The sequence below is a fragment of the Arthrobacter sp. SD1074B genome (genome assembly GCF_056780195.1).
This window is the reverse complement of the sequence record NZ_JBRAZT010000001.1, coordinates 1,372,172-1,388,953: the sequence shown is the minus strand read 5'-3', so window position 1 is coordinate 1,388,953 and position 16,782 is coordinate 1,372,172. Positions and strand designations below refer to the sequence as shown.

Genomic DNA, 16,782 nt, shown 5'->3' with positions numbered 1-16,782 from the left:
CTGGAACCGGGGCCCCTTGCGTTACCCTGCCCGCAGGGGCGGTGCCTACTCCCCCGCCCCCACCCACTCGACCGTGCCGTCGGCGAAGAATTGTTCCTTCCAGATCGGAACCTGGTCCTTGATCCGGTCCACCAGCTCGGAGCACACCGCGAAGGCCTGCCCGCGGTGTGCGGCCGAAACTGCGCAGACCAGGGCGGGATCGCCGATCTCCAGCGGCCCGGTGCGGTGCGCGGCCCAGATCCGTACCGGCTGGTCCGGCCCGTCCGCCCCGGCCTTCGTGTGCTCGGCAACCAGCTGCGCGACGACGTCGGCCAGCACCTGGTGCGCCGTGGGGTGCGCGCTGTAGCTGAGCCGTTGCACCGGTTTGCCGCCGTCGTGGTTGCGGACGACGCCGCTGAAGCTCACCACGGCGCCGGCCGTGTCGGATTCGACCGCGGCGATGGCTTGGTCCACCGAGATGGGCTCGGCGCTGAGGACGGCGTGTACGACTTCAAATGCGGATTCAGTGCCCATGGCTGCCTTCCAGCTGGTCGCAGAGGTGTCCAATGATCGGATCCAGTACGCCCAGGCCGTCCATGACGCCTTTCGGGGATCCGGGGAGGTTGACGATGAAGGTACTGCCGGCGGCGCCGGCGTGGCCGCGGCTCAGCATCGCCGTCGGGGTCTTGGCCGTGCCCGCGCTGCGCAGGCCTTCCATGATGCCGGGGATTTCGCGGTCCAGCAGCGGCAGCGTCTGTTCGGGGGTGGCGTCGGTGGGGCTGAGGCCGGTGCCGCCGCTGGTGATGATCACGGCGGGGTGCTGGGTCAGCAGCGCGCGCAGGGCGGAACCGACCGGCTCGCCGTCGGGAACCACCAGGGCGGGAAATGGCTCGAAACCGTGCTCGGTCAGCCAGTCAGCGATGACGGGGCCGGTGAGGTCTTCATACACCCCGGCGGCGGCGCGGGTGGAGGCGATCACGATGCCGGCCTTCCGGCCGGTGGCTTCGCCATGGCGGTGCGGTTCGGTGACGCTCACAGTGTCCAGTCCCCGCTCTTGCCGCCGCTTTTGGCCAGCACTTTGATGTCCGTCAGCACCGCGTGCTTGTCCACGGCCTTGATCATGTCGTACACGCTCAGGGCCGCCACGGACGCCGCGGTGAGCGCCTCCATCTCCACCCCGGTCACGCCGCGGGTCTTGACGGTGGCGAAGACCGTGACCGACTCGGCATCGAGCTCGAAGTCGACCGTGACCTTGGTGATCGGCAGCGGGTGGCAGAGCGGAATGAGGTCCGGGGTCTTCTTGGCTGCCAGGATGCCGGCGACCCGCGCGACGGCCAGCGCGTCGCCCTTGGGCAGTTCGCCGGCACCGAGCAGGGCCAGGACCTCGGCGGTGCTGTTCACGGTGGCGGTGGCGGTGGCTTCCCGGGTGGTCTCGGCCTTGTTGGACACGTCGACCATCTGGGCGGTGCCGTCTTGCCGGAGATGGGTCAGCACGGGCTTGTCCGGCTCTGCTGTTTGGTTCTCTGCTGTTTGGTTCTCTGCTGCGTTCACAGGATCCATACTTCCACCTCGTCGCCCCCGGCGAGCGCCGCTGTTCCCACCGGGATATGCACCAAGGCGTTGGAGTGCGCCAGGGCGTGCATCAGATGGGATCCCGCGCCGCCCTCCAGCCGGACGGTGCCGTCCGGGCCGAGGCTACCGCGCCGGACCTGGTGTTTGGCTTCCGGGGAGGCCAGGGCTTCGGCCAGCCGGCCGCGGACCACGGTACGCGGCGCCGGCGAGCCGAACAGGTCCGCCAGCACGGGCCTGAGGAACATTTCGAAGGAGACAAGGCAACTGACCGGGTTCCCGGGGAAGCCGAGGACCGGTACGCCGTCGAAGGTGCCGATGCCCTGCGGGCCGCCCGGCTGCATGGCCACCCCGCCGAACTCGACGTCGTGGCCCGCCAGTGCCTGCCGGACCACCTCGTAGGCGCCCTTGCTGACTCCCCCGGTGGTGACGATCAGGTCCACATCGGGCGCGTGGCGGCGCAACAGTTGCTCCAGTTCCCCGGGGTTGTCGGCCGAAATGCCGGAGCGGGTGACGTGGAGGCCGGCCTGGCGCAGGGCGGATTCGAGCAGGGTGCCGTTGGCGTCGTAGATCTTGCCGGGCCGCAGCGGACTGCCGGGTTCCACCACCTCGTCCCCGGTGGTGACCAGCAGGACCCTCGGCACGGCGTGCACCGGCACCCGCGCCAGGCCCAGCGCAGCCAGCAGCCCCAGCTGGCCGGGCCCAAGGAAGGTGCCGGCGTCGAGAGCGGTTTCCCCGGCCGCGATGTCGCTGCCGGCCTCCCGCACGTAGCTGCCCGCCGCAGTGGCGGGCAGCCGGACGGTGGCCGCCGCCCCGGGCGCCGGGAAGGAATCGGGGAGAGCCCGTTCAATGGGGACGACGGCGTCGGCCCCGGCCGGGATCATGGCGCCGGTCATGATGGGCGCGGCGGTGCCGGGAGCCAGTCCGGCGGGCTCCGCGCCGGCCGGAACGGGCGCTGCGACCCGGAGTTCAGCGCCGCCGTCGGGCACTTCGGCGCTGCGGATCGCGAAGCCGTCCATTTGCGAGTTGGCGAAGGGCGGGAGGTCCAGCGGGGCCACGACGTCGGAGGCCAGTCCGCGGCCCAGGGCTTCACCGAGCGGCACCGTCTCGATGCGGGCGGCGAGCGGTGCCAGCAGTGCGCGGACCTTGTCCCGGTGCGCTTCCACGGTGACGGGCCTGTTCGCGGTGCGGTGCATGGGTTCTTGACCTTCGACTCGGCGGGCTAGGACTTCACGTCCACTGTAACCGTGTGGTAGCCGGTGGCCCCGCTTGGCGCCGCGGGGGCGCGGTCCTCCACCTGCGGGACGCCGGCGAGGTCGGTGGCCCGGACCTGCACCTCGTACCGTCCCGGGCCCAGCGGCAGGGTGAGCCGCCATTGGCGCCAGGTGTCCGTGGAGATCGCGGGCGCCAGCTCGGCCCGTCTCCAGTCGCCGCGGTTGACACGCACCTCCACCGCGCCGATGCCGCGGTGCTGGGCCCAGGCCACACCGCCGAAGTCCACCGCTCCCGCGTTCACGCTCCGGCCGGCCCGCGGCACGTCGATCCGCGACGACGTCTTAATCGGTCCGCGCTCGCTCCAGCCCCGCGGCGTCCAGTAGGCGACGTCGTCCGCGAACCGGGTGACCTTCAGTTCGGTGACCCACTTGGTCGCCGAGACGTAGCCGTAAAGCCCCGGCACGACTAGCCGGACCGGGAAACCGTGTTCCAGCGGCAGCGGCTCGCCGTTCATGCCCACCGCCAGCAGGGCGTCCCGGGTGTCCGTGAGCACTTCCAGCGGGGTTCCCGCGGTCCAGCCGTCGGCGCTGCGCGAGAGCACCATGTCCGCTCCCGGCTGCGGGCCGGCCTGGGCCAGCAGCTCCCGGACCGGCCACCCGAGCCAGCGGGCGTTGCCGATCAGGTCGCCGCCCACGTCATTGGAGACGCAGGCGATGGTGATGTACCGCTCGGTCAGGGGCTTCGCCAGCAGGGCGTTGAAGTCGAGTTCGATTTCGCGCTCCACCAGGCCCGTGACTTTGACCTTCCACTCGCGCGGATCCACCAGCGGGACGCGCAGGGCGGTGTCGATCCGGTAGAAGTCTTTGTTCGGGGTGACCAGGGGATCCATTCCAGCGAGCCCAAGCTCGGCTCCGGCGGGTACCGGCTGCGCACGGGACGACGGGACGGGCAGGACCAGCTTGCCGCGCAGCTCCACCACGGCCGCCGCCGCGCCGCGCAGGGTAGACGCCAGCACCCCGCCGACGCCCGCGATGGCCGCCGTAACCGCAAGGGACTGCAAGAAGCGGCGGCGGGCAGGGCGGCCGGGCGGTTGGCCCATGCTGCCCTTGGCCGGTTCGCCCTCTGCGGCGCTTGCCTCTGCGGGGGCTGCCGGGGCCGGTGCTGCGGAGCCTGCGTCGAACCAGTCTTTGAGCCGGCGGACCAGCCAGCGCAGCAGCACCATGCCCAGCGTGGCGGCCAGCAGCGACCCGGGGACGGCGTTGGCAGCCCCCTCGGCCCTGGTCAGCACGGCGGCGACGCCGACCAGCCCGAAGACGGCGATCACGGCCAGCCCGGCGAAGCGGCGGCGCCATTCCAGCACGCCTGCCATTGCGGCCAGCGCCGCGATCACCAGTGCCATGCCGCCGAGCAGGGCCAGTTTGTCCGCCGTGCCGAAAAGCGAAATTGCCCAGTCTTTGACTCCCGGCGGGACGGCGTCGATCACCGCTCCGCCGACGGCCGTCACTGGAGACACCGACGGACTCAGCAGCCCGGCGGCCAGTTCGCCGGCGACGACGCCGGCACCCACGGCCGCCACCCCGGCCGCGGCAGCCCACCGCACGGGGCGTCGCGTGACGTGATGCGGTGTTCCGCCGGGAGCCGCTGCCGGAGCGGCCGGAGACGTGTTCACGCCTCCAGCATAAGTTCGTTGGGGCCGGTTCGCTGTCGCCGGGGCGTGATGCCCGGCCCGCAGTGGCGTAGCCTGACAGTATGAGTGTTCAGCTTGGCATGCCCCAGCCCCGCGCGGAAGGCGGCCCCGGCGCGGGCGTCCCGGCGCCGCAGCCGGCCGGGCGCCCGGCCGGAATGCCCGCCGGGCTGGTGGACCGCTACGGCCGCCGCGCCACCGACATGCGGCTTTCACTGACGGACAAGTGCAACCTGCGCTGCACCTACTGCATGCCGGCTGAGGGCCTCGAGTGGCTGGCCAAGCAGGCTGTTATGTCCGCAGCGGAAATCGTACGGATCGTGCGGATCGGTGTCGAGCAGCTGGGCGTCCGCGAGCTCCGTCTTACCGGCGGCGAGCCGCTGGTCCGGGCAGACCTGCTGGACATCATCTCCGCCCTCCGCCAGGCGCACCCTGACCTGCCGATCTCGATGACCACCAACGCCGTCGGCCTGGATAAAAAAGCGGCCGGCCTGAAGGCCGCCGGCCTCACCCGGATCAACGTCTCACTGGATTCGCTACACGAGGAAACCTTCACCAAGCTGACCCGGCGCCCTTTCCTGGACCGCGTCCTCGCCGGCGTGGACGCTGCCTGGGCCGCCGGGCTAGGGCCGGTGAAGCTGAACGCGGTGCTGATGCGCGGCATCAACGACGCCGAGTCCCCCTCCCTGCTGGCCTGGGCCCTGGACCGCGGCTACGAATTGCGCTTCATTGAACAGATGCCACTCGACGCCGACCATGGCTGGACCCGCCGGAACATGATCACCGCCGCGGAAATCCGGGGGCTGCTCTCCGTCGACTACGTCCTCAGCGCCGATCCGCGGGAGCGCGACGGCGCCCCGGCCGAACGTTTTGAGGTCCGTGCCCGGGTGCCCGGCACGGACCAGGCCGCCGGCCCCGTGCTGGGCACGGTGGGAATCATCGCCTCGGTCACGGAACCGTTCTGCGCAGACTGCCGCCGGACGCGGATCACCGCGGAAGGCAAGATCATGAGCTGCCTGTTCTCGCGCGAGGAGACCGACCTGCTGGGGCTGCTGCGCGGCGGTGCCACGGACGAACAGCTGGCCGAACGCTGGCAGGACGCCATGTGGCTCAAGCCCAAGGCGCACGGTATGGACCACGTCGGACTGGACGCCCCGGACTTCGTCCAGCCGGACCGCAGCATGAGCGCCATCGGAGGCTGAACCACCCGTGAACGTACGTTACTTCGCTGCCGCGCGCGCAGCCGCCGGCGTCGACGAGGAAAAGTTCGAGCTGCCCGACGGCGCCACGCTCGCGGAGCTGCTGGCGGCGATCCTCGCCGTCGAACGCCCCGAGCCGCCGGCCGGCACCCCGCCGCTGGCCCGCCTCCTGTCCCGCTCCAGCTTCCTGCTCAACGAAGTGGCGGTGCGGAACTCCTCGCCGGTGCTGACCGCGGACGACGTCGTCGACGTGCTGCCGCCGTTCGCCGGCGGCTAGGCACTCCGGCTGGTCCTCACCGCCCTCAGATGCTGCTGCGGCGGGAGGCGACACGGCCGCGGCTCCAAGAGCCGGCCCAGCAGCGCGCCCCGGCTCCGTACACCGCAGGCCACGAAGAGAGCCTTGAATATGTCTTGAACGGTGTAGGGGCGGATCTGCAGGTCAGCTGCCAGCTCAGAGGTGCTGAGCCGCCGACGGAGAGCCCCAGCAGCCCCAGCCAGTCGGCGGCCGTCGCGGTCTGGCTCGTCACGGCGGGCCAGCACTTCCCTCACCTGCCCGCCAGGGCCTCCCGTACGCTGTCCGCCACGGCGCCGGCCCCGGCCGCGCCCATCACGATCGTGTAGTGGTTCACGTCCGGCACCTCACGGACCCGCAGGGACGGAAGTCTCGCGGCCCAGTCGTCCAGGTAGCCGGGGGCGTAGAGGGCGGCCGGCTCGTTGAGCAGCCCGCGCGGTGCCCGCAGGACCACGGTGTCTACCGCGAGCTCCTCCAGCGCCTTCAGCAGCGAGGCACCGCGGTGCAGCTCGGCGGTGTCCTCGGCCATGGCCTGGTAACGCGTGGCGGGCCGCAGTTCCGGCTCGTCGCCAGTGAGGTCATAGTCCACGTAGGCCTCCACGAACGGTCCCCAGTCGGCGCTGAACGCAGGATGCTGCCGCCAGAACGAGCGGTACACCTCACGGCTGGGGAATGTGGCGTTGAGTCGCTCGGCGGCCGGGCCCAGCACCGAGGAGATGACCTCCGCGTCGGAGATCCCCTCCGGGACCTGGAGCGGCAGGCCGCCGTCCACCAACACGAGCGAGCGGACACGTTCCGGGAACAGGTTCGCGAGGACGAGCGAGGCGAAGGCGCCCATCGAGTGCCCCACCACGACCACCGGCGCCGGGGCCAGCGCCGCGAGCACCGCGGCGAGGTCTTCGGCGTGTGAGGGCATCCCGTACGGGGCGGGCAGGGCGTTGCTCCGGCCGCGTCCGCGCAGGTCCGGGGCGATGATCCGGACGTCCGGCAGCGCCTCGGCCAGGTACGGCCAGGCCTTGTGCGAGGCGGTGACCCCGTGGACGGCGAGGATGGTCGGGGCGCCGGGGTCGTCCGGACCCCAGATCGCGGTGTGCAGCCTGCCGCCGCGGACCTCCACTTCGGTGGTGCGGTACGTGTCCTTGCTGGCTGTCTGGGTCATGGGGCTGTCCCTTCCTGGGGCGGGGTGGGGTCCGCGGTGGTTGCCGGGGTGGAACCGGGGGCGGGCGCAAGCGCCCGTTCGATGAACTGCATCATTTCCTCAAAGACCTCTTCGGGCACGTCGGGCCGGGCGCCGGCGGCGGGTTCGGCGCCTTCCTCGTCCCAGAGGACCCAGCGCATGCCGATCAGCTCGCCAATGCCCATCAGCGCCCAGGCCGCCACGGTGGGGTCCATCTCCCGAACCTCTCCGCTGAGCTGGGCCGCCTTCAGGCCCTCGATGTAGCCGTTGACGATCCGGGTGTAGTGCAGCCGCAGCGCGCCGGGCGAGACGAACTCGGCCTGCCGGATGATCCGGTACAGTGCGGGGTGCTCGGCGGTGAAGCGGAAGAAGGCCCGGAAGCCGGCCCGTTCCGCCTCAAGCCGGGTGCCGGCGCTCCTGGCGGCGTCGGTCATGGCGTGCCGGACCCGCCGGTTCAGGTCCTCGACCACTTCGTCGAAGATGGCCTGCTTGCCGTCGAAGTACAGGTAGAAGGTGCCGAGGCCAACGCCGGCCGCTTCGGTGATCTTGACGATCGAAGCCTCGTGATAGCCCACCGAGGCGAAGACCGACTCCGCGGCCTCGAGCAGTTTGGCCCGGGTGCGCGTTCCCCGGGCGGTGCGCGGCGCGGTGCTCATGCCCGGCCCCCTGCCGCAGGAGCGGCCGCAGGCGCCGGCCGTCCGGCGAGTTCCTGGCGCAGCTTGGCGCGGAGCACCTTGTTCAGTGCCGTGCGGGGCAGCGCCGCGACCATTTCGACCCGGGCCGGGACCTTGAAGCGGGCCAGCTGGGAGGCGCAGTGCTCCAGCAGTTCCTGTTCGTCGGTGGCCATGCCGGGGCGGACCACCACGAACGCCAAGCCGCTTTCGCCCCAGTGCGCGTCCTCCACCCCGACGACGGCGGCCTGCGCCACTGCGGGATGGGCCAGCAGGGCGGCCTCGACCTCGGCCGGGGCCACGTTCTCGCCGCCGGAGATGTAGATGTCCTTGAGCCGGTCCACCACCTTGATGTATCCCTCGGCGTCGCGCTCCACGAGGTCGCCGGTGCGCAGCCAGCCGCCGGTGAGGACGGCCGCCGTGGCGGCCGGGTCGCGGAAGTAGCCGGCAAACACGCCCGGGCCGCCCACCAGCAGCTCGCCGCTGGCGGCGCCGTCGAGGATTTCACCGGTGGCCGGATCCGCCACCGCGACGGCGACATGCGGATAGGGCTTGCCGGAATAGCCCACCATCCTTTCGGCGTCCTCGTTCGGCAGGCACAGCACATTCGGCGAGGCCTCGGTCAGCCCGTACCCCTGGCTCAGCGCGACTCCCCGCCGATGCCAGATCCGCAGCAGGGGTGCCGGCATGGGCGCCCCGCCGACCACCGCGTGGCGCAGGCTGCCCAGCTCGGCGTGGGCAAAGTCGGGGTGTTCGGCCAGCATCAGGTACTGGGTAGGCACGCCCATCAGCATGGTCACGCCGCGCTCGGCGATGAGCTGGAGGACGCGGCCCGGATCGAATCCGCGCTCCAGCACCACGGTGGCCCCGACCCACCAGGCCAGCAGCGGCTGGATGTTCCAGCCGCCCACGTGGAACTGTGGCAGTACGGCCAGCACGACGTCGCTGCTGCCCATGTCCAGGGTCCGAGAGAGCGAGAGGTTGTTCCAGAAGCAGTTGGCGTGGGTCAGGATGGCGGCCTTGCTGGCGCCCTCGGTGCCGGAGGTGAAAATCATCAGCAGGGCGTCGTCGTCGCGCACTTCCCGGCGGGACGTGCCGGCTGCGGCGGGCGCTGCCGGGTGCAGGTGCGAGGGCAGCGGTACCGACCTTTCGACGCCGCCGGGGCCCAGGGCAGCCGTCCGCGGCCGGTGCGGCAGCAGGGCGCACGCTGCGGCGGCAAGGGCATCGAGGTCGCCTTCCACCAGCAGCAGCTGCGGTTCGGCTAGCCCGAGCTGGGCCGCGAGCTCCTTGGGCGAGAGCCGCCAGGACAGCGGCACCAGGACCAGCCCTGCCTTGGCGCAGGCGAAGAACGCCACCACGTGGTCCGAACTGTTGCCGGTCAGGCTGGCGATCCGGTCCCCGACCCGGTAGCCGGCGGTACGGAACCCGTCGGCCAAGGCGGAGGCGCGGCGTTCCAGCTCGCTGTACAGCAGGGTGCAGCCGCGGTCGTCGATCGCGACCCGATGCGGGGTCGTAAGGCTGCGGTCAGTGGACCAGCGGCCCAGGGTGTGCAGGCCGTCGGCCTGGTGCCCGCCCGTTGTGCTGCTCATGCGGCTTCCTCCAGTATGTCGCGCGACGTTTCCGTGCGATGGCCACCGGCGCGCTGCCCCCGCCGGTTGCGGCGCTGCGCCAGCCGCTCGGCTGTTCCGGTGAGGCCGCCGGGCAGGAAGAGCACCACCAGGACGAAGAGCGTGCCGAGGATGAACAACGGTTCGGACAACGGTACACGCAGGACGTCCGGAAGTGACTTGATCGCCTCGGAGTTGGCCAGCGTGGTGAGCCGCTGGTCGAGAATCGTGTAAAACGCGCCGCCGATCACGGCACCCCAGCGCGAGCCGACACCGCCGAGGACCACCATCACGAGCAAGGTGACCGTGAGGTCAGCGGAAACCGCCCGGGGTACGGCGCCGCTCTGCAACAGCAGGAAGACCATGCCGATGATGCAGACCAGCACGGCGGAGACCACGAAGATCAGCAGCTTCACGAGGTAGGGCTGCAGGCCCAGGACGCGGACCCGCAATTCGTTCTCTCGCACGGCCGCCGCGGTATGGCCGGCCCGCGAGGACTGAACCCAGGTGACGATGACAAAAACGGCCACGAGCACGGCCAGGGCCAGCCAGTACAGGTTGCGGGTGTTGACCACTCCCACGAGGAACTCGGGCAGGTTGTCGGTGCGCAGGGTCAGGCCTTCGTCGCCGCCGGTTTTGCCCTCGGGGTTCCGGCCCACGATCACCGACCCGGCCTGCGCGAAGGCGAGCGTGACCATGGCGAAGGGGATACCGCTGACGCGCAGGCTGATGCTGCCCACCACGTGGGCCAGCACGACCACGATCAGCAGGGTCAGGCCCATCGCCGGCAGCAGCGGGATGTCGAAGTTCTGCAGGATGATCGCGAGCCCGTAGACGCCGGCGCCGAAGTAGAGGGCGTGCCCGAAGGACAGCAGTCCGGCCACGCCCAGCAGCAGGTGGTAGGTCAGGGCCGCGGCTGCCATCAGCATGGACATGGCCAGCAGCTGCAGCGACCCTGGGGTGTAGCTGGGGCCGGGCAGCACGCCGGGCAGCGAGATGTCCAGCAGCGGGAGCAGGACCAGGAGCAGGACCCCTGCCACGCCTGCGGCCAGCACCGCGGGCCCGCGGCCCGCCGGGCGGGCACGTGCACCGTGCGGGGCGCTGCCGGGCACCGCTCGCGCGGCGTCTTTCCGGCGCCGGGCGGTGTTCCCGCCGTCGACCGCCGGCTGGTCGGCGTTGGTGCCGTCGGCGTTGGTGCCGTCGGCGTTGGTGTCGTCGGCGTTGGTGTCGTCGGCGTTGGAGGTGTCGGTGTCGGTGGTCATGAGGTTCTCCCGAGCAGGCCGGTGGGACGGAGCAGCAGCACGAGCGCCAGGGCCAGCACGACGACGAAGTCGCCGGTGCCGCCGAGGTAGAAATTGGCGAACTGCTGCAGGACGGCGACGGCGACGGCGGCGATGGCCGCTCCGGTCAGCGAACCGAGCCCGCCGATCACCGTGACGATGAAGGCGAAGATCAGCAGCGAGCCGCCGAGCATGGGCGAGACGTAGCCGAAGTAGTGCGAAGCGAGAACCCCGCCGAGGCCGGCCGCCGCCCCGCCGATGGTGAAGACGAGGGTGAAGGCCTTGCGCACGTCGATCCCCAGGGCTGTAACCATGGATCGGTTTTCCACGCCGGCGCGGATGATCATGCCGTAGCGGGTTTTCTTCAGGAAGAACACCAGGGCCAGCAGCACCAGGAGCGCGGCGATGATACAGATGAAGCGGTCGTTGGGGATCCGGGCGCCGAGGATTTCGGTGGTGTCCTTGAACCAGGCCGGCCCCTTGATGAACACCGGGTCGGTGCCCCAGATGCCGTCGAAGAGCGCCACGGCGGCGAGCGAGAGGCCCACGGTGACGAGCACTTGTTCGATGTGGCGCTGGTAGAGGCGGCGGATCAGCACGAGTTCGGTGAAGGCGGCGAAGGCAGCTCCGGCGGCGGCACCGATCACTAGGGACAGCAGGAAGGTCCCCCAGCTTTCGGAGCCGGTGCGGCGGGCAATTTCCCAGCCGGTGAAGGCGCCCAGGGTCAGGAAGGCGCCGTGCGCGAAGTTGAGCACGCCCATCAGCCCGTAGATCAGGGACAGCCCCGCGGCGACGAGGAAGTACAGTGCACCGAGGCCGAGTCCGGTGAACATCAGCAGGACGAGGGTGCTCACAGGGCGGCGCCTTTCTCGGCTGGATTCCCGGCCGGCGTTCCGGTCGGATTCCCGGCGGGGACCGGGTCGCTGGACACACCCAGATGCCGCTGGATCAGGGCCGCGTCGTCGAGCAAGTCAAGCGCACGCCCGGTATGGACCACCCGCCCGCCGGAGAGCACAACGGCGCCCCCGGCCAGCTGGCGGACGACTTGCAGGTTCTGCTCGACGAGCAGGATCGGGACGGTCCTGGCTGCCTCGGCAAGGGTCTCCGCCACCTCGCCGACGATCTTGGGCGCAAGGCCCTTGGTGGGCTCGTCGACCAGCAGGATCTTGTTCGTGTTCAGCAGGGCACGGGCGAGCGACACCATCTGCTGCTGCCCGCCGGAGAGCGTTCCGGCCATCTGACCGGAGCGCGCCAGCAGGTCCGGGAAGAGCTCCTCGACGAGCTGGCGGCGGGGCGCGGCATCGCGTTCCGCGAGCCGGAGGTTCTCCGCGACGGTCAGCTTGGAAAAGACCTCGCGGTCTTCAGGGACGTAGCCCACGCCGCTGCGGATGATTTTGTAGGTGGCTTCCTTCTCGATCCGTTCCCCGTCCAGTTCCACGGTGCCGGCGCGGTCGATCAGGCCGATGATGGCTCTGATGGTGCTGGTCTTACCGACGCCGTTGCGGCCCAGCAGCGCAGTGATCCCGGTGGCGGGGACCGTGAAGGAGACATCTTCCACCACCTGCTGGCCGGCGATAGACGCGAACAGGGACTCGACCCGCAGGATGGGACGGGCTTCGGTGGCGCGGTTGTCCGCTGCGGTGCTCATACGGGTTCTCCGAGGTAGGCGCTTTGCACGGTGGGATCGGCCATAACGGCGTCCGGACTGTCCAGAGCCAGCAGGCTGCCGTGGTGCATCACGGCGACCCGGTCGACCAGGCCCAGGACGACGTCCATGTGGTGCTCCACCATCAGGACGGTGCAGCCGCGGTCCCGGTGCATACTGCGGATGATGGACGTGAGGGACGGGACGTCCCCCGACGCCACCCCGGCCATCGGTTCGTCGAGCAGTACGACGGCGGGGTCCGTCGCCAGCAGCACGGCGATTTCCACCTTGCGCTTCTCCCCGTGCGAGAGGTCTCCCGCCGCCGTCGTGAGTTTGTCGGTGAGCCCGACTTCCGCAAGGGTGCCGCGGGCGATTCGGGTGGCCTCGTCCGAGGCCGACGGGAAGCGCAAGAGGCTGAAGCTGCCGCCAAGTTTCGCCTGCGCGGCGAGCCGGACGTTTTCCAGCACGCTGAGCCGGGGAAACAGGTTGGAGGTCTGGAAGGTCCGTCCCAGCCCTGCCCGGGACCGGCGGTGGATGGGCGCGGCCGTGATCTCCCTGCCGTTCAGCGTGATGCTGCCCGCGGTGGGTCGCAGCACGCCGGAAATCAGGTTGAACAAGGTGGTCTTGCCGGCCCCGTTGGGGCCGATCACGCCGATCATTTCGCCGGCGCCGACCGCGAAGCCCACACCCTGCAGGATGCGCGCACCACCGATCTGCAAGCTGAGGCCGTCCACCGCAAGGGCGGGCAGGGCTGGGGTCTTCATACGGGTCCTTCGTTCGCTGGCTGGTCCGGGTGGCGTGCCTGGCGAAGCGCCTGGCGGCTACTTCTTTTCCGGTGGGGCGACGGTGTCGCCGGGAACCACCTTGACGAGCTCGGGAGCCCAGGTGCCGCCCTTCTGGACCAGCTTGGCCTGGTACATGTCCTGGATCAGGGCGTGGTCCGAAGCGCGGACCGTTTCCTTGCCCTTGGGACCGTCGAAGCTGAAGCCCTCGAGGGCCTTGACCATGGCATCGGGGTCGGAGCCGCCCTCCTTGACCGCCTGGACGATGAGCTGGCCGGCGACGAAGCCGTCCGGGGTGAAGAGGTCCGCCTTGTGCCCGGCCTTCTCGACGGCGGCAATCATCTTCTTTTCCACCTCGTTGCCGGCGGCGCCGGGGAAATAGTGGTTGAGAAAGCTGATCTTGGAGCTTGCCGCGCCGTAGGCACCGAAGCTGGCCGCGTCCCCGAGGCCTGTGACGACGGGGGCGGCATCGAAGACGCCCTGCTGGCTCAGCGCCTGCCACATACTGCCGGTCGTGGCGCCGGCCCAGGCCACGAAGACCATATCCGGCTTCGCGTCGAGCAGCTGCCGGGCGAAGGGGGTGAGCTCCTGGCCTTCCGCTACAAGGATGGATTCCACCGTGGCGCCCTTGGCGCCGAGGACGGCCTTGACCGCGGCGACGTTGCCCTGGCCGAAGGCGTTGTCCTGCGCGAACACCATGACCTTCTTGCCCTTGATGTCGATGAAGGTACCCGCGGTGGCGACGTCCTGCAGGCTCTGCCGGCCGGAACGGAAGGTGTACTTGTTGATGCCCTGGATCGCGTCGGTCGCGGCCGGCCCGGAGATGTACAGGACCTTGTTCTGCTGGGCCTGCTCGGCGAGCTTCAGGGCGATGCCGGAGGAAGCGGTGCCGCCGATGACCTTATAGCCCTTGCCGATCAGGTCCTTGGCGGCGGTGACGGCTTTATCAGGGTCGCCTCCGTCGTCGGCGTACGTGAGGTTGATCTTGGCGCCGTTGATCTCGCCGGTGCCGCCGGTGGCGTAGTCGATGCCGGCCTGGAGGCCCTCGTAGTAGGTGGCGCCGTAGGCCGCGAGCGGTCCGGTCTTGGAATAGATGATGCCGACGTTGACGGGCTCGGCACCCTTGCCGGCACCGCCGGAGCCCGCCGGCGCAGCCGACCCGGCGGTGGGGGCGCAGGCGCTGAGGGCGAGCCCGGTGGCCATCACGGCGGCCATCAGGTACTTCTTTGTATCCTTCACGGGATGCCTTTCGTTGAGTCCGCGGAATCCGGGCAGGAGATCCGGCAGGAGATCTGACAGGAAATTGCAGCTGAACCTGAAAGGTGATTCAGATTACGGCAAACCTATGACGCAGCTCACACGGTGTCAACGGGATTCGATGGCCGCCCGGTAACGAAACGGCAACTTTCCGGCGCTGCGAACGCCCGCGGCCTAACCGATGCTCCCCCAAATCCGGAGCGGCACCAACCAGCCCTCCCTCAGATCCGGAGCGGCACCAACCAGCCCTCCCTGAGATCCGGAGCGGCACCAACCAGCCCTCCCCCGGATCCGGACGAGACCCCCTCCTTTACAGCCGCGGGACAGGGCGTGATGATGGTGCCAGCCCCACACGGAGGGAATCCCACTCGGAGGAAGCATGGATCGACCGCTGCCAGGCAGCGCACACGAGGCCCTTGAGTCATTTCTGGGGCGATGGAGCGGCACGACCCGGTGGGAAGCCACCGCCTGGGGCCCGGCCCGGGCCGCCGCGGCCGAGGTCGTTTTCGCCCGCGCCGCAGCCGGCCTGGCCGTGACCATGAGCTACCGCCACACCGACGCCGACGGCGTCAAGACCGAGGGTGTCGGCGTTTTTACTATGGACCCGGACCATCCCGACACGCTCTGGTACCACGTCAACAGCATGGGCCTGCCCCCGGAGGCGCCCGCCCGCGCCAGCTGGCAGGATGGCACCCTGACCATCGAACGGCGCAGCGACCGGGGTACCGCCCGGCACACACTGCGCGTTGCGGACGGCCAGCTAACCCACGCCGCCGGGCTGAGGCTAGGGAGCGCGAGCGAGTTCAGCCCTTTCATGACCACGGTGTGCCGCCGCGTCCCCGAGCCGGCGCCCGTCGCTGCATGATCTGAGGGAGGATCAGCAGTTCCCGCCCCCTGATCTGAGGGAGGATCAGCAGTTCCCACCCCTGACCTGAGGGAGGATCAGCAGTTCCCGCCCCTGACCTGAGGGAGGACTGCGGGGGTCAGAGGCCGAAAGTCTCGGCTTCCTCGAAGGGACCTACCACGGTGACAGTCCGCGGGGCCGCCGCAAGCTCGCGCGCCAGCTCCTGGACCTCGGCCGCGGTGACGGCCTTGATCTGCCGCAGCGTCTCGTCGATGTCCTGGTATTCGCCGGACACCAGCTCGGCGCGGCCCAGCCGGGACATCCGCGAACCGGTGTCCTCGAGCGCCAGGACAATGCCGCCGCTGAGCTGGCCCACGGCCTTGCGCAGCTCCTCCTCGGAGATGCCGCCCTCGGCCAGCTTGTCCAGCTCGGCACCCAGGAGCTCCAGGACCTGCCGGACCTTCGACGGAGTGCAGCCGGCGTACATGCCGAAGTATCCGGCGTCCGCGTAGGAAGATGCGAAGGAGTAGGTCGAGTAGACGAGGCCGCGCTTCTCGCGGACCTCCTGGAACAGCCGGGAAGACATGCCGCCGCCCAGGACGGCATTGAGCACGCTCATGACGAAGCGCCGGTCATCGGTGGCAACCAGGGACGGGCAGCCCATGATGATGTTGGCCTGTTCCACCGGGCGCTTGACCACGTGCAGCCCCGCGGTCCCGGTGATGGCGGCGCGTTCGGTGGAGCGGCGCTGCACCGGGGCGGCGTCGTGCTCCAGCTCCCAGCCAGCGGAGTCCAGGGCTCCCACCACGAGCTCGCAGACGACGTCGTGGTCCAGTCCCCCGGCGGCGGTGATAACGAGCTCGTCCGGGCGGTAGTAGCGGCGGTAGTGGTCCCAGACCGAATCGCGGGCCACGGCACGGATGGCATCCGGTGTGCCGCCGATCGGGCGGCCCAGCGGGTGTGTGCCCAGCACGGCGGCGACAAAGTGTTCGTGGGCGACGTCGGTGGGGTCATCGCTGTCCATGGCGATTTCCTCGAGGATGACGTCGCGCTCCTGCTCCATCTCCTGCGGGTCCAGCACGGCGCCGGTGATCATGTCCGCGATCACGTCGATTGCCATCGGCAGGTCCGTGTCCAGCACCCGGGCGAAGTAGCAGGTGCTCTCCTTGGCGGTGGCGGCGTTCGATTCTCCGCCCACCTCGTCGAACGCAGAGGCAATTTCCAGCGCGGTGCGCCGCTTGGTGCCCTTGAACAGCAGGTGCTCCAGGAAGTGGGTGGAGCCGTGCTGCCCCGGGGCCTCGTCGCGCGAGCCGACGCCCACCCAGAAACCGATCGTTGCGGAGCGCTGCCCCGGCATCGCCTCGGTCAGCACCCGGACACCGCCGGGCAGCACCGAGCGCCGCACCTGCGAGCCCCCGTCGGCGCCATGGATGAGGGTGTCAGCGTGCTGGTTCTGCTCAAGCGGCAGGGGTACGACAGTCATTAAGGCCTTTCCATCAAACCGTTCCAAAAACGTGCCAAATCTGCCTGCAATCCTACCTGCCTTTAACGGCAGCGGGGCCGGTGGACGAATCCACCGGC

17 protein-coding genes are annotated in these 16,782 nt (G+C 70.1%); 3 read left to right on the top strand and 14 right to left on the bottom strand.

Annotated features, from left to right (window positions below):
• Positions 1-45 precede the first annotated feature (45 nt).
• From ACUYM2_RS06450 to ACUYM2_RS06430, 5 genes are read right to left on the bottom strand one after another with little or no spacing between them, the layout of a single operon-like run.
• On the bottom strand, positions 46-513 hold the full coding sequence (locus tag ACUYM2_RS06450) for a molybdenum cofactor biosynthesis protein MoaE (protein ID WP_481599329.1): 468 nt from the start codon (positions 511-513) through the stop codon (positions 46-48).
• The gene (locus ACUYM2_RS06445) at positions 503-1,015 is read right to left on the bottom strand and encodes a MogA/MoaB family molybdenum cofactor biosynthesis protein (RefSeq protein WP_481599328.1); all 513 of its coding nucleotides are present in this window, start codon (positions 1,013-1,015) and stop codon (positions 503-505) included. The genes ACUYM2_RS06450 and ACUYM2_RS06445 overlap by 11 nt, the downstream gene beginning before the upstream one ends.
• Positions 1,012-1,539, bottom strand: coding sequence for a cyclic pyranopterin monophosphate synthase MoaC (moaC, locus tag ACUYM2_RS06440; RefSeq protein ID WP_481599327.1), 528 nt, complete (start codon positions 1,537-1,539; stop codon positions 1,012-1,014). Before moaC ends, ACUYM2_RS06445 begins: the two co-directional genes overlap by 4 nt.
• Positions 1,527-2,744: a molybdopterin molybdotransferase MoeA gene (locus ACUYM2_RS06435; protein ID WP_481599326.1), complete on the bottom strand. Its 1,218-nt coding sequence runs from the start codon at positions 2,742-2,744 to the stop codon at positions 1,527-1,529. The genes moaC and ACUYM2_RS06435 overlap by 13 nt, the downstream gene beginning before the upstream one ends.
• A gap of 26 nt (positions 2,745-2,770) precedes the next feature.
• Positions 2,771-4,432, bottom strand: coding sequence for a molybdopterin-dependent oxidoreductase (locus ACUYM2_RS06430; RefSeq protein WP_481599325.1), 1,662 nt, complete (start codon positions 4,430-4,432; stop codon positions 2,771-2,773).
• 80 nt (positions 4,433-4,512) lie between these two features.
• Here ACUYM2_RS06430 and moaA point away from each other — a divergent pair, with 80 nt between their 5' ends.
• The gene (gene moaA / locus ACUYM2_RS06425; protein ID WP_481599324.1) at positions 4,513-5,649 is read left to right on the top strand and encodes a GTP 3',8-cyclase MoaA; all 1,137 of its coding nucleotides are present in this window, start codon (positions 4,513-4,515) and stop codon (positions 5,647-5,649) included.
• Positions 5,650-5,656: 7 nt separating this feature from the next.
• Positions 5,657-5,923 (top strand): MoaD/ThiS family protein, encoded by a 267-nt coding sequence (locus ACUYM2_RS06420; RefSeq protein ID WP_481599323.1) that lies wholly within the window; start codon positions 5,657-5,659, stop codon positions 5,921-5,923.
• Between the two features lie 268 nt (positions 5,924-6,191).
• Here the strand turns inward: ACUYM2_RS06420 and ACUYM2_RS06415 are convergent, their stop codons facing one another.
• Genes ACUYM2_RS06415 through ACUYM2_RS06380 form a run of 8 tightly spaced genes read right to left on the bottom strand, consistent with a single transcriptional unit; the run spans position 6,192 to position 14,339 of the window.
• Positions 6,192-7,097 carry an alpha/beta hydrolase gene (locus ACUYM2_RS06415; protein ID WP_481599322.1) on the bottom strand — a complete coding sequence of 302 codons (906 nt, stop codon included), beginning with the start codon at positions 7,095-7,097 and terminating at the stop codon, positions 6,192-6,194.
• Positions 7,094-7,771, bottom strand: a complete 678-nt coding sequence (locus ACUYM2_RS06410; protein ID WP_481599321.1) for a TetR/AcrR family transcriptional regulator — start codon at positions 7,769-7,771, stop codon at positions 7,094-7,096. The genes ACUYM2_RS06415 and ACUYM2_RS06410 overlap by 4 nt, the downstream gene beginning before the upstream one ends.
• A complete protein-coding gene (locus tag ACUYM2_RS06405) occupies positions 7,768-9,375 on the bottom strand; it encodes a class I adenylate-forming enzyme family protein (RefSeq protein ID WP_481599320.1) in 1,608 nt (535 codons plus the stop codon). Before ACUYM2_RS06405 ends, ACUYM2_RS06410 begins: the two co-directional genes overlap by 4 nt.
• Positions 9,372-10,655, bottom strand: a complete 1,284-nt coding sequence (locus ACUYM2_RS06400) for a branched-chain amino acid ABC transporter permease (RefSeq protein WP_481599319.1) — start codon at positions 10,653-10,655, stop codon at positions 9,372-9,374. The genes ACUYM2_RS06405 and ACUYM2_RS06400 overlap by 4 nt, the downstream gene beginning before the upstream one ends.
• Positions 10,652-11,527: a branched-chain amino acid ABC transporter permease gene (locus ACUYM2_RS06395; RefSeq protein ID WP_481599318.1), complete on the bottom strand. Its 876-nt coding sequence runs from the start codon at positions 11,525-11,527 to the stop codon at positions 10,652-10,654. Before ACUYM2_RS06395 ends, ACUYM2_RS06400 begins: the two co-directional genes overlap by 4 nt.
• Positions 11,524-12,321 carry an ABC transporter ATP-binding protein gene (locus ACUYM2_RS06390; protein ID WP_481599317.1) on the bottom strand — a complete coding sequence of 266 codons (798 nt, stop codon included), beginning with the start codon at positions 12,319-12,321 and terminating at the stop codon, positions 11,524-11,526. The genes ACUYM2_RS06395 and ACUYM2_RS06390 overlap by 4 nt, the downstream gene beginning before the upstream one ends.
• Positions 12,318-13,082, bottom strand: a complete 765-nt coding sequence (locus tag ACUYM2_RS06385) for an ABC transporter ATP-binding protein (RefSeq protein WP_481599316.1) — start codon at positions 13,080-13,082, stop codon at positions 12,318-12,320. Before ACUYM2_RS06385 ends, ACUYM2_RS06390 begins: the two co-directional genes overlap by 4 nt.
• 57 nt (positions 13,083-13,139) lie before the next feature.
• Positions 13,140-14,339: a substrate-binding domain-containing protein gene (locus ACUYM2_RS06380; protein WP_481599315.1), complete on the bottom strand. Its 1,200-nt coding sequence runs from the start codon at positions 14,337-14,339 to the stop codon at positions 13,140-13,142.
• A gap of 397 nt (positions 14,340-14,736) precedes the next feature.
• On the opposite strand from ACUYM2_RS06380, the gene ACUYM2_RS06375 reads away from it, so the two are divergent.
• The gene (locus tag ACUYM2_RS06375; protein ID WP_481599314.1) at positions 14,737-15,222 is read left to right on the top strand and encodes a DUF1579 domain-containing protein; all 486 of its coding nucleotides are present in this window, start codon (positions 14,737-14,739) and stop codon (positions 15,220-15,222) included.
• A gap of 118 nt (positions 15,223-15,340) precedes the next feature.
• Here ACUYM2_RS06375 and ACUYM2_RS06370 read toward each other — a convergent pair whose 3' ends face one another.
• Positions 15,341-16,684 carry a M16 family metallopeptidase gene (locus ACUYM2_RS06370; RefSeq protein ID WP_481599313.1) on the bottom strand — a complete coding sequence of 448 codons (1,344 nt, stop codon included), beginning with the start codon at positions 16,682-16,684 and terminating at the stop codon, positions 15,341-15,343.
• Between the last annotated feature and the right edge of the window lie 98 nt (positions 16,685-16,782).

Bases quoted from the DNA above. Each gene is read 5' to 3' on its own strand.
- ACUYM2_RS06435 (WP_481599326.1), bottom strand. From the start codon at position 2,744: ATGCACCGCACCGCGAACAGGCCCGTCACCGTGGAAGCGCACCGGGAC.
- ACUYM2_RS06415 (WP_481599322.1), bottom strand. From the start codon at position 7,097: ATGACCCAGACAGCCAGCAAGGACACGTACCGCACCACCGAAGTGGAG.
- ACUYM2_RS06390 (WP_481599317.1), bottom strand. From the start codon at position 12,321: ATGAGCACCGCAGCGGACAACCGCGCCACCGAAGCCCGTCCCATCCTG.
- ACUYM2_RS06375 (WP_481599314.1), top strand. From the start codon at position 14,737: ATGGATCGACCGCTGCCAGGCAGCGCACACGAGGCCCTTGAGTCATTT.
- moaC (WP_481599327.1), bottom strand. From the start codon at position 1,539: ATGGATCCTGTGAACGCAGCAGAGAACCAAACAGCAGAGAACCAAACA.
- ACUYM2_RS06385 (WP_481599316.1), bottom strand. From the start codon at position 13,082: ATGAAGACCCCAGCCCTGCCCGCCCTTGCGGTGGACGGCCTCAGCTTG.
- moaA (WP_481599324.1), top strand. From the start codon at position 4,513: ATGAGTGTTCAGCTTGGCATGCCCCAGCCCCGCGCGGAAGGCGGCCCC.
- ACUYM2_RS06410 (WP_481599321.1), bottom strand. From the start codon at position 7,771: ATGAGCACCGCGCCGCGCACCGCCCGGGGAACGCGCACCCGGGCCAAA.
- ACUYM2_RS06405 (WP_481599320.1), bottom strand. From the start codon at position 9,375: ATGAGCAGCACAACGGGCGGGCACCAGGCCGACGGCCTGCACACCCTG.
- ACUYM2_RS06400 (WP_481599319.1), bottom strand. From the start codon at position 10,655: ATGACCACCGACACCGACACCTCCAACGCCGACGACACCAACGCCGAC.
- ACUYM2_RS06370 (WP_481599313.1), bottom strand. From the start codon at position 16,684: ATGACTGTCGTACCCCTGCCGCTTGAGCAGAACCAGCACGCTGACACC.
- ACUYM2_RS06450 (WP_481599329.1), bottom strand. From the start codon at position 513: ATGGGCACTGAATCCGCATTTGAAGTCGTACACGCCGTCCTCAGCGCC.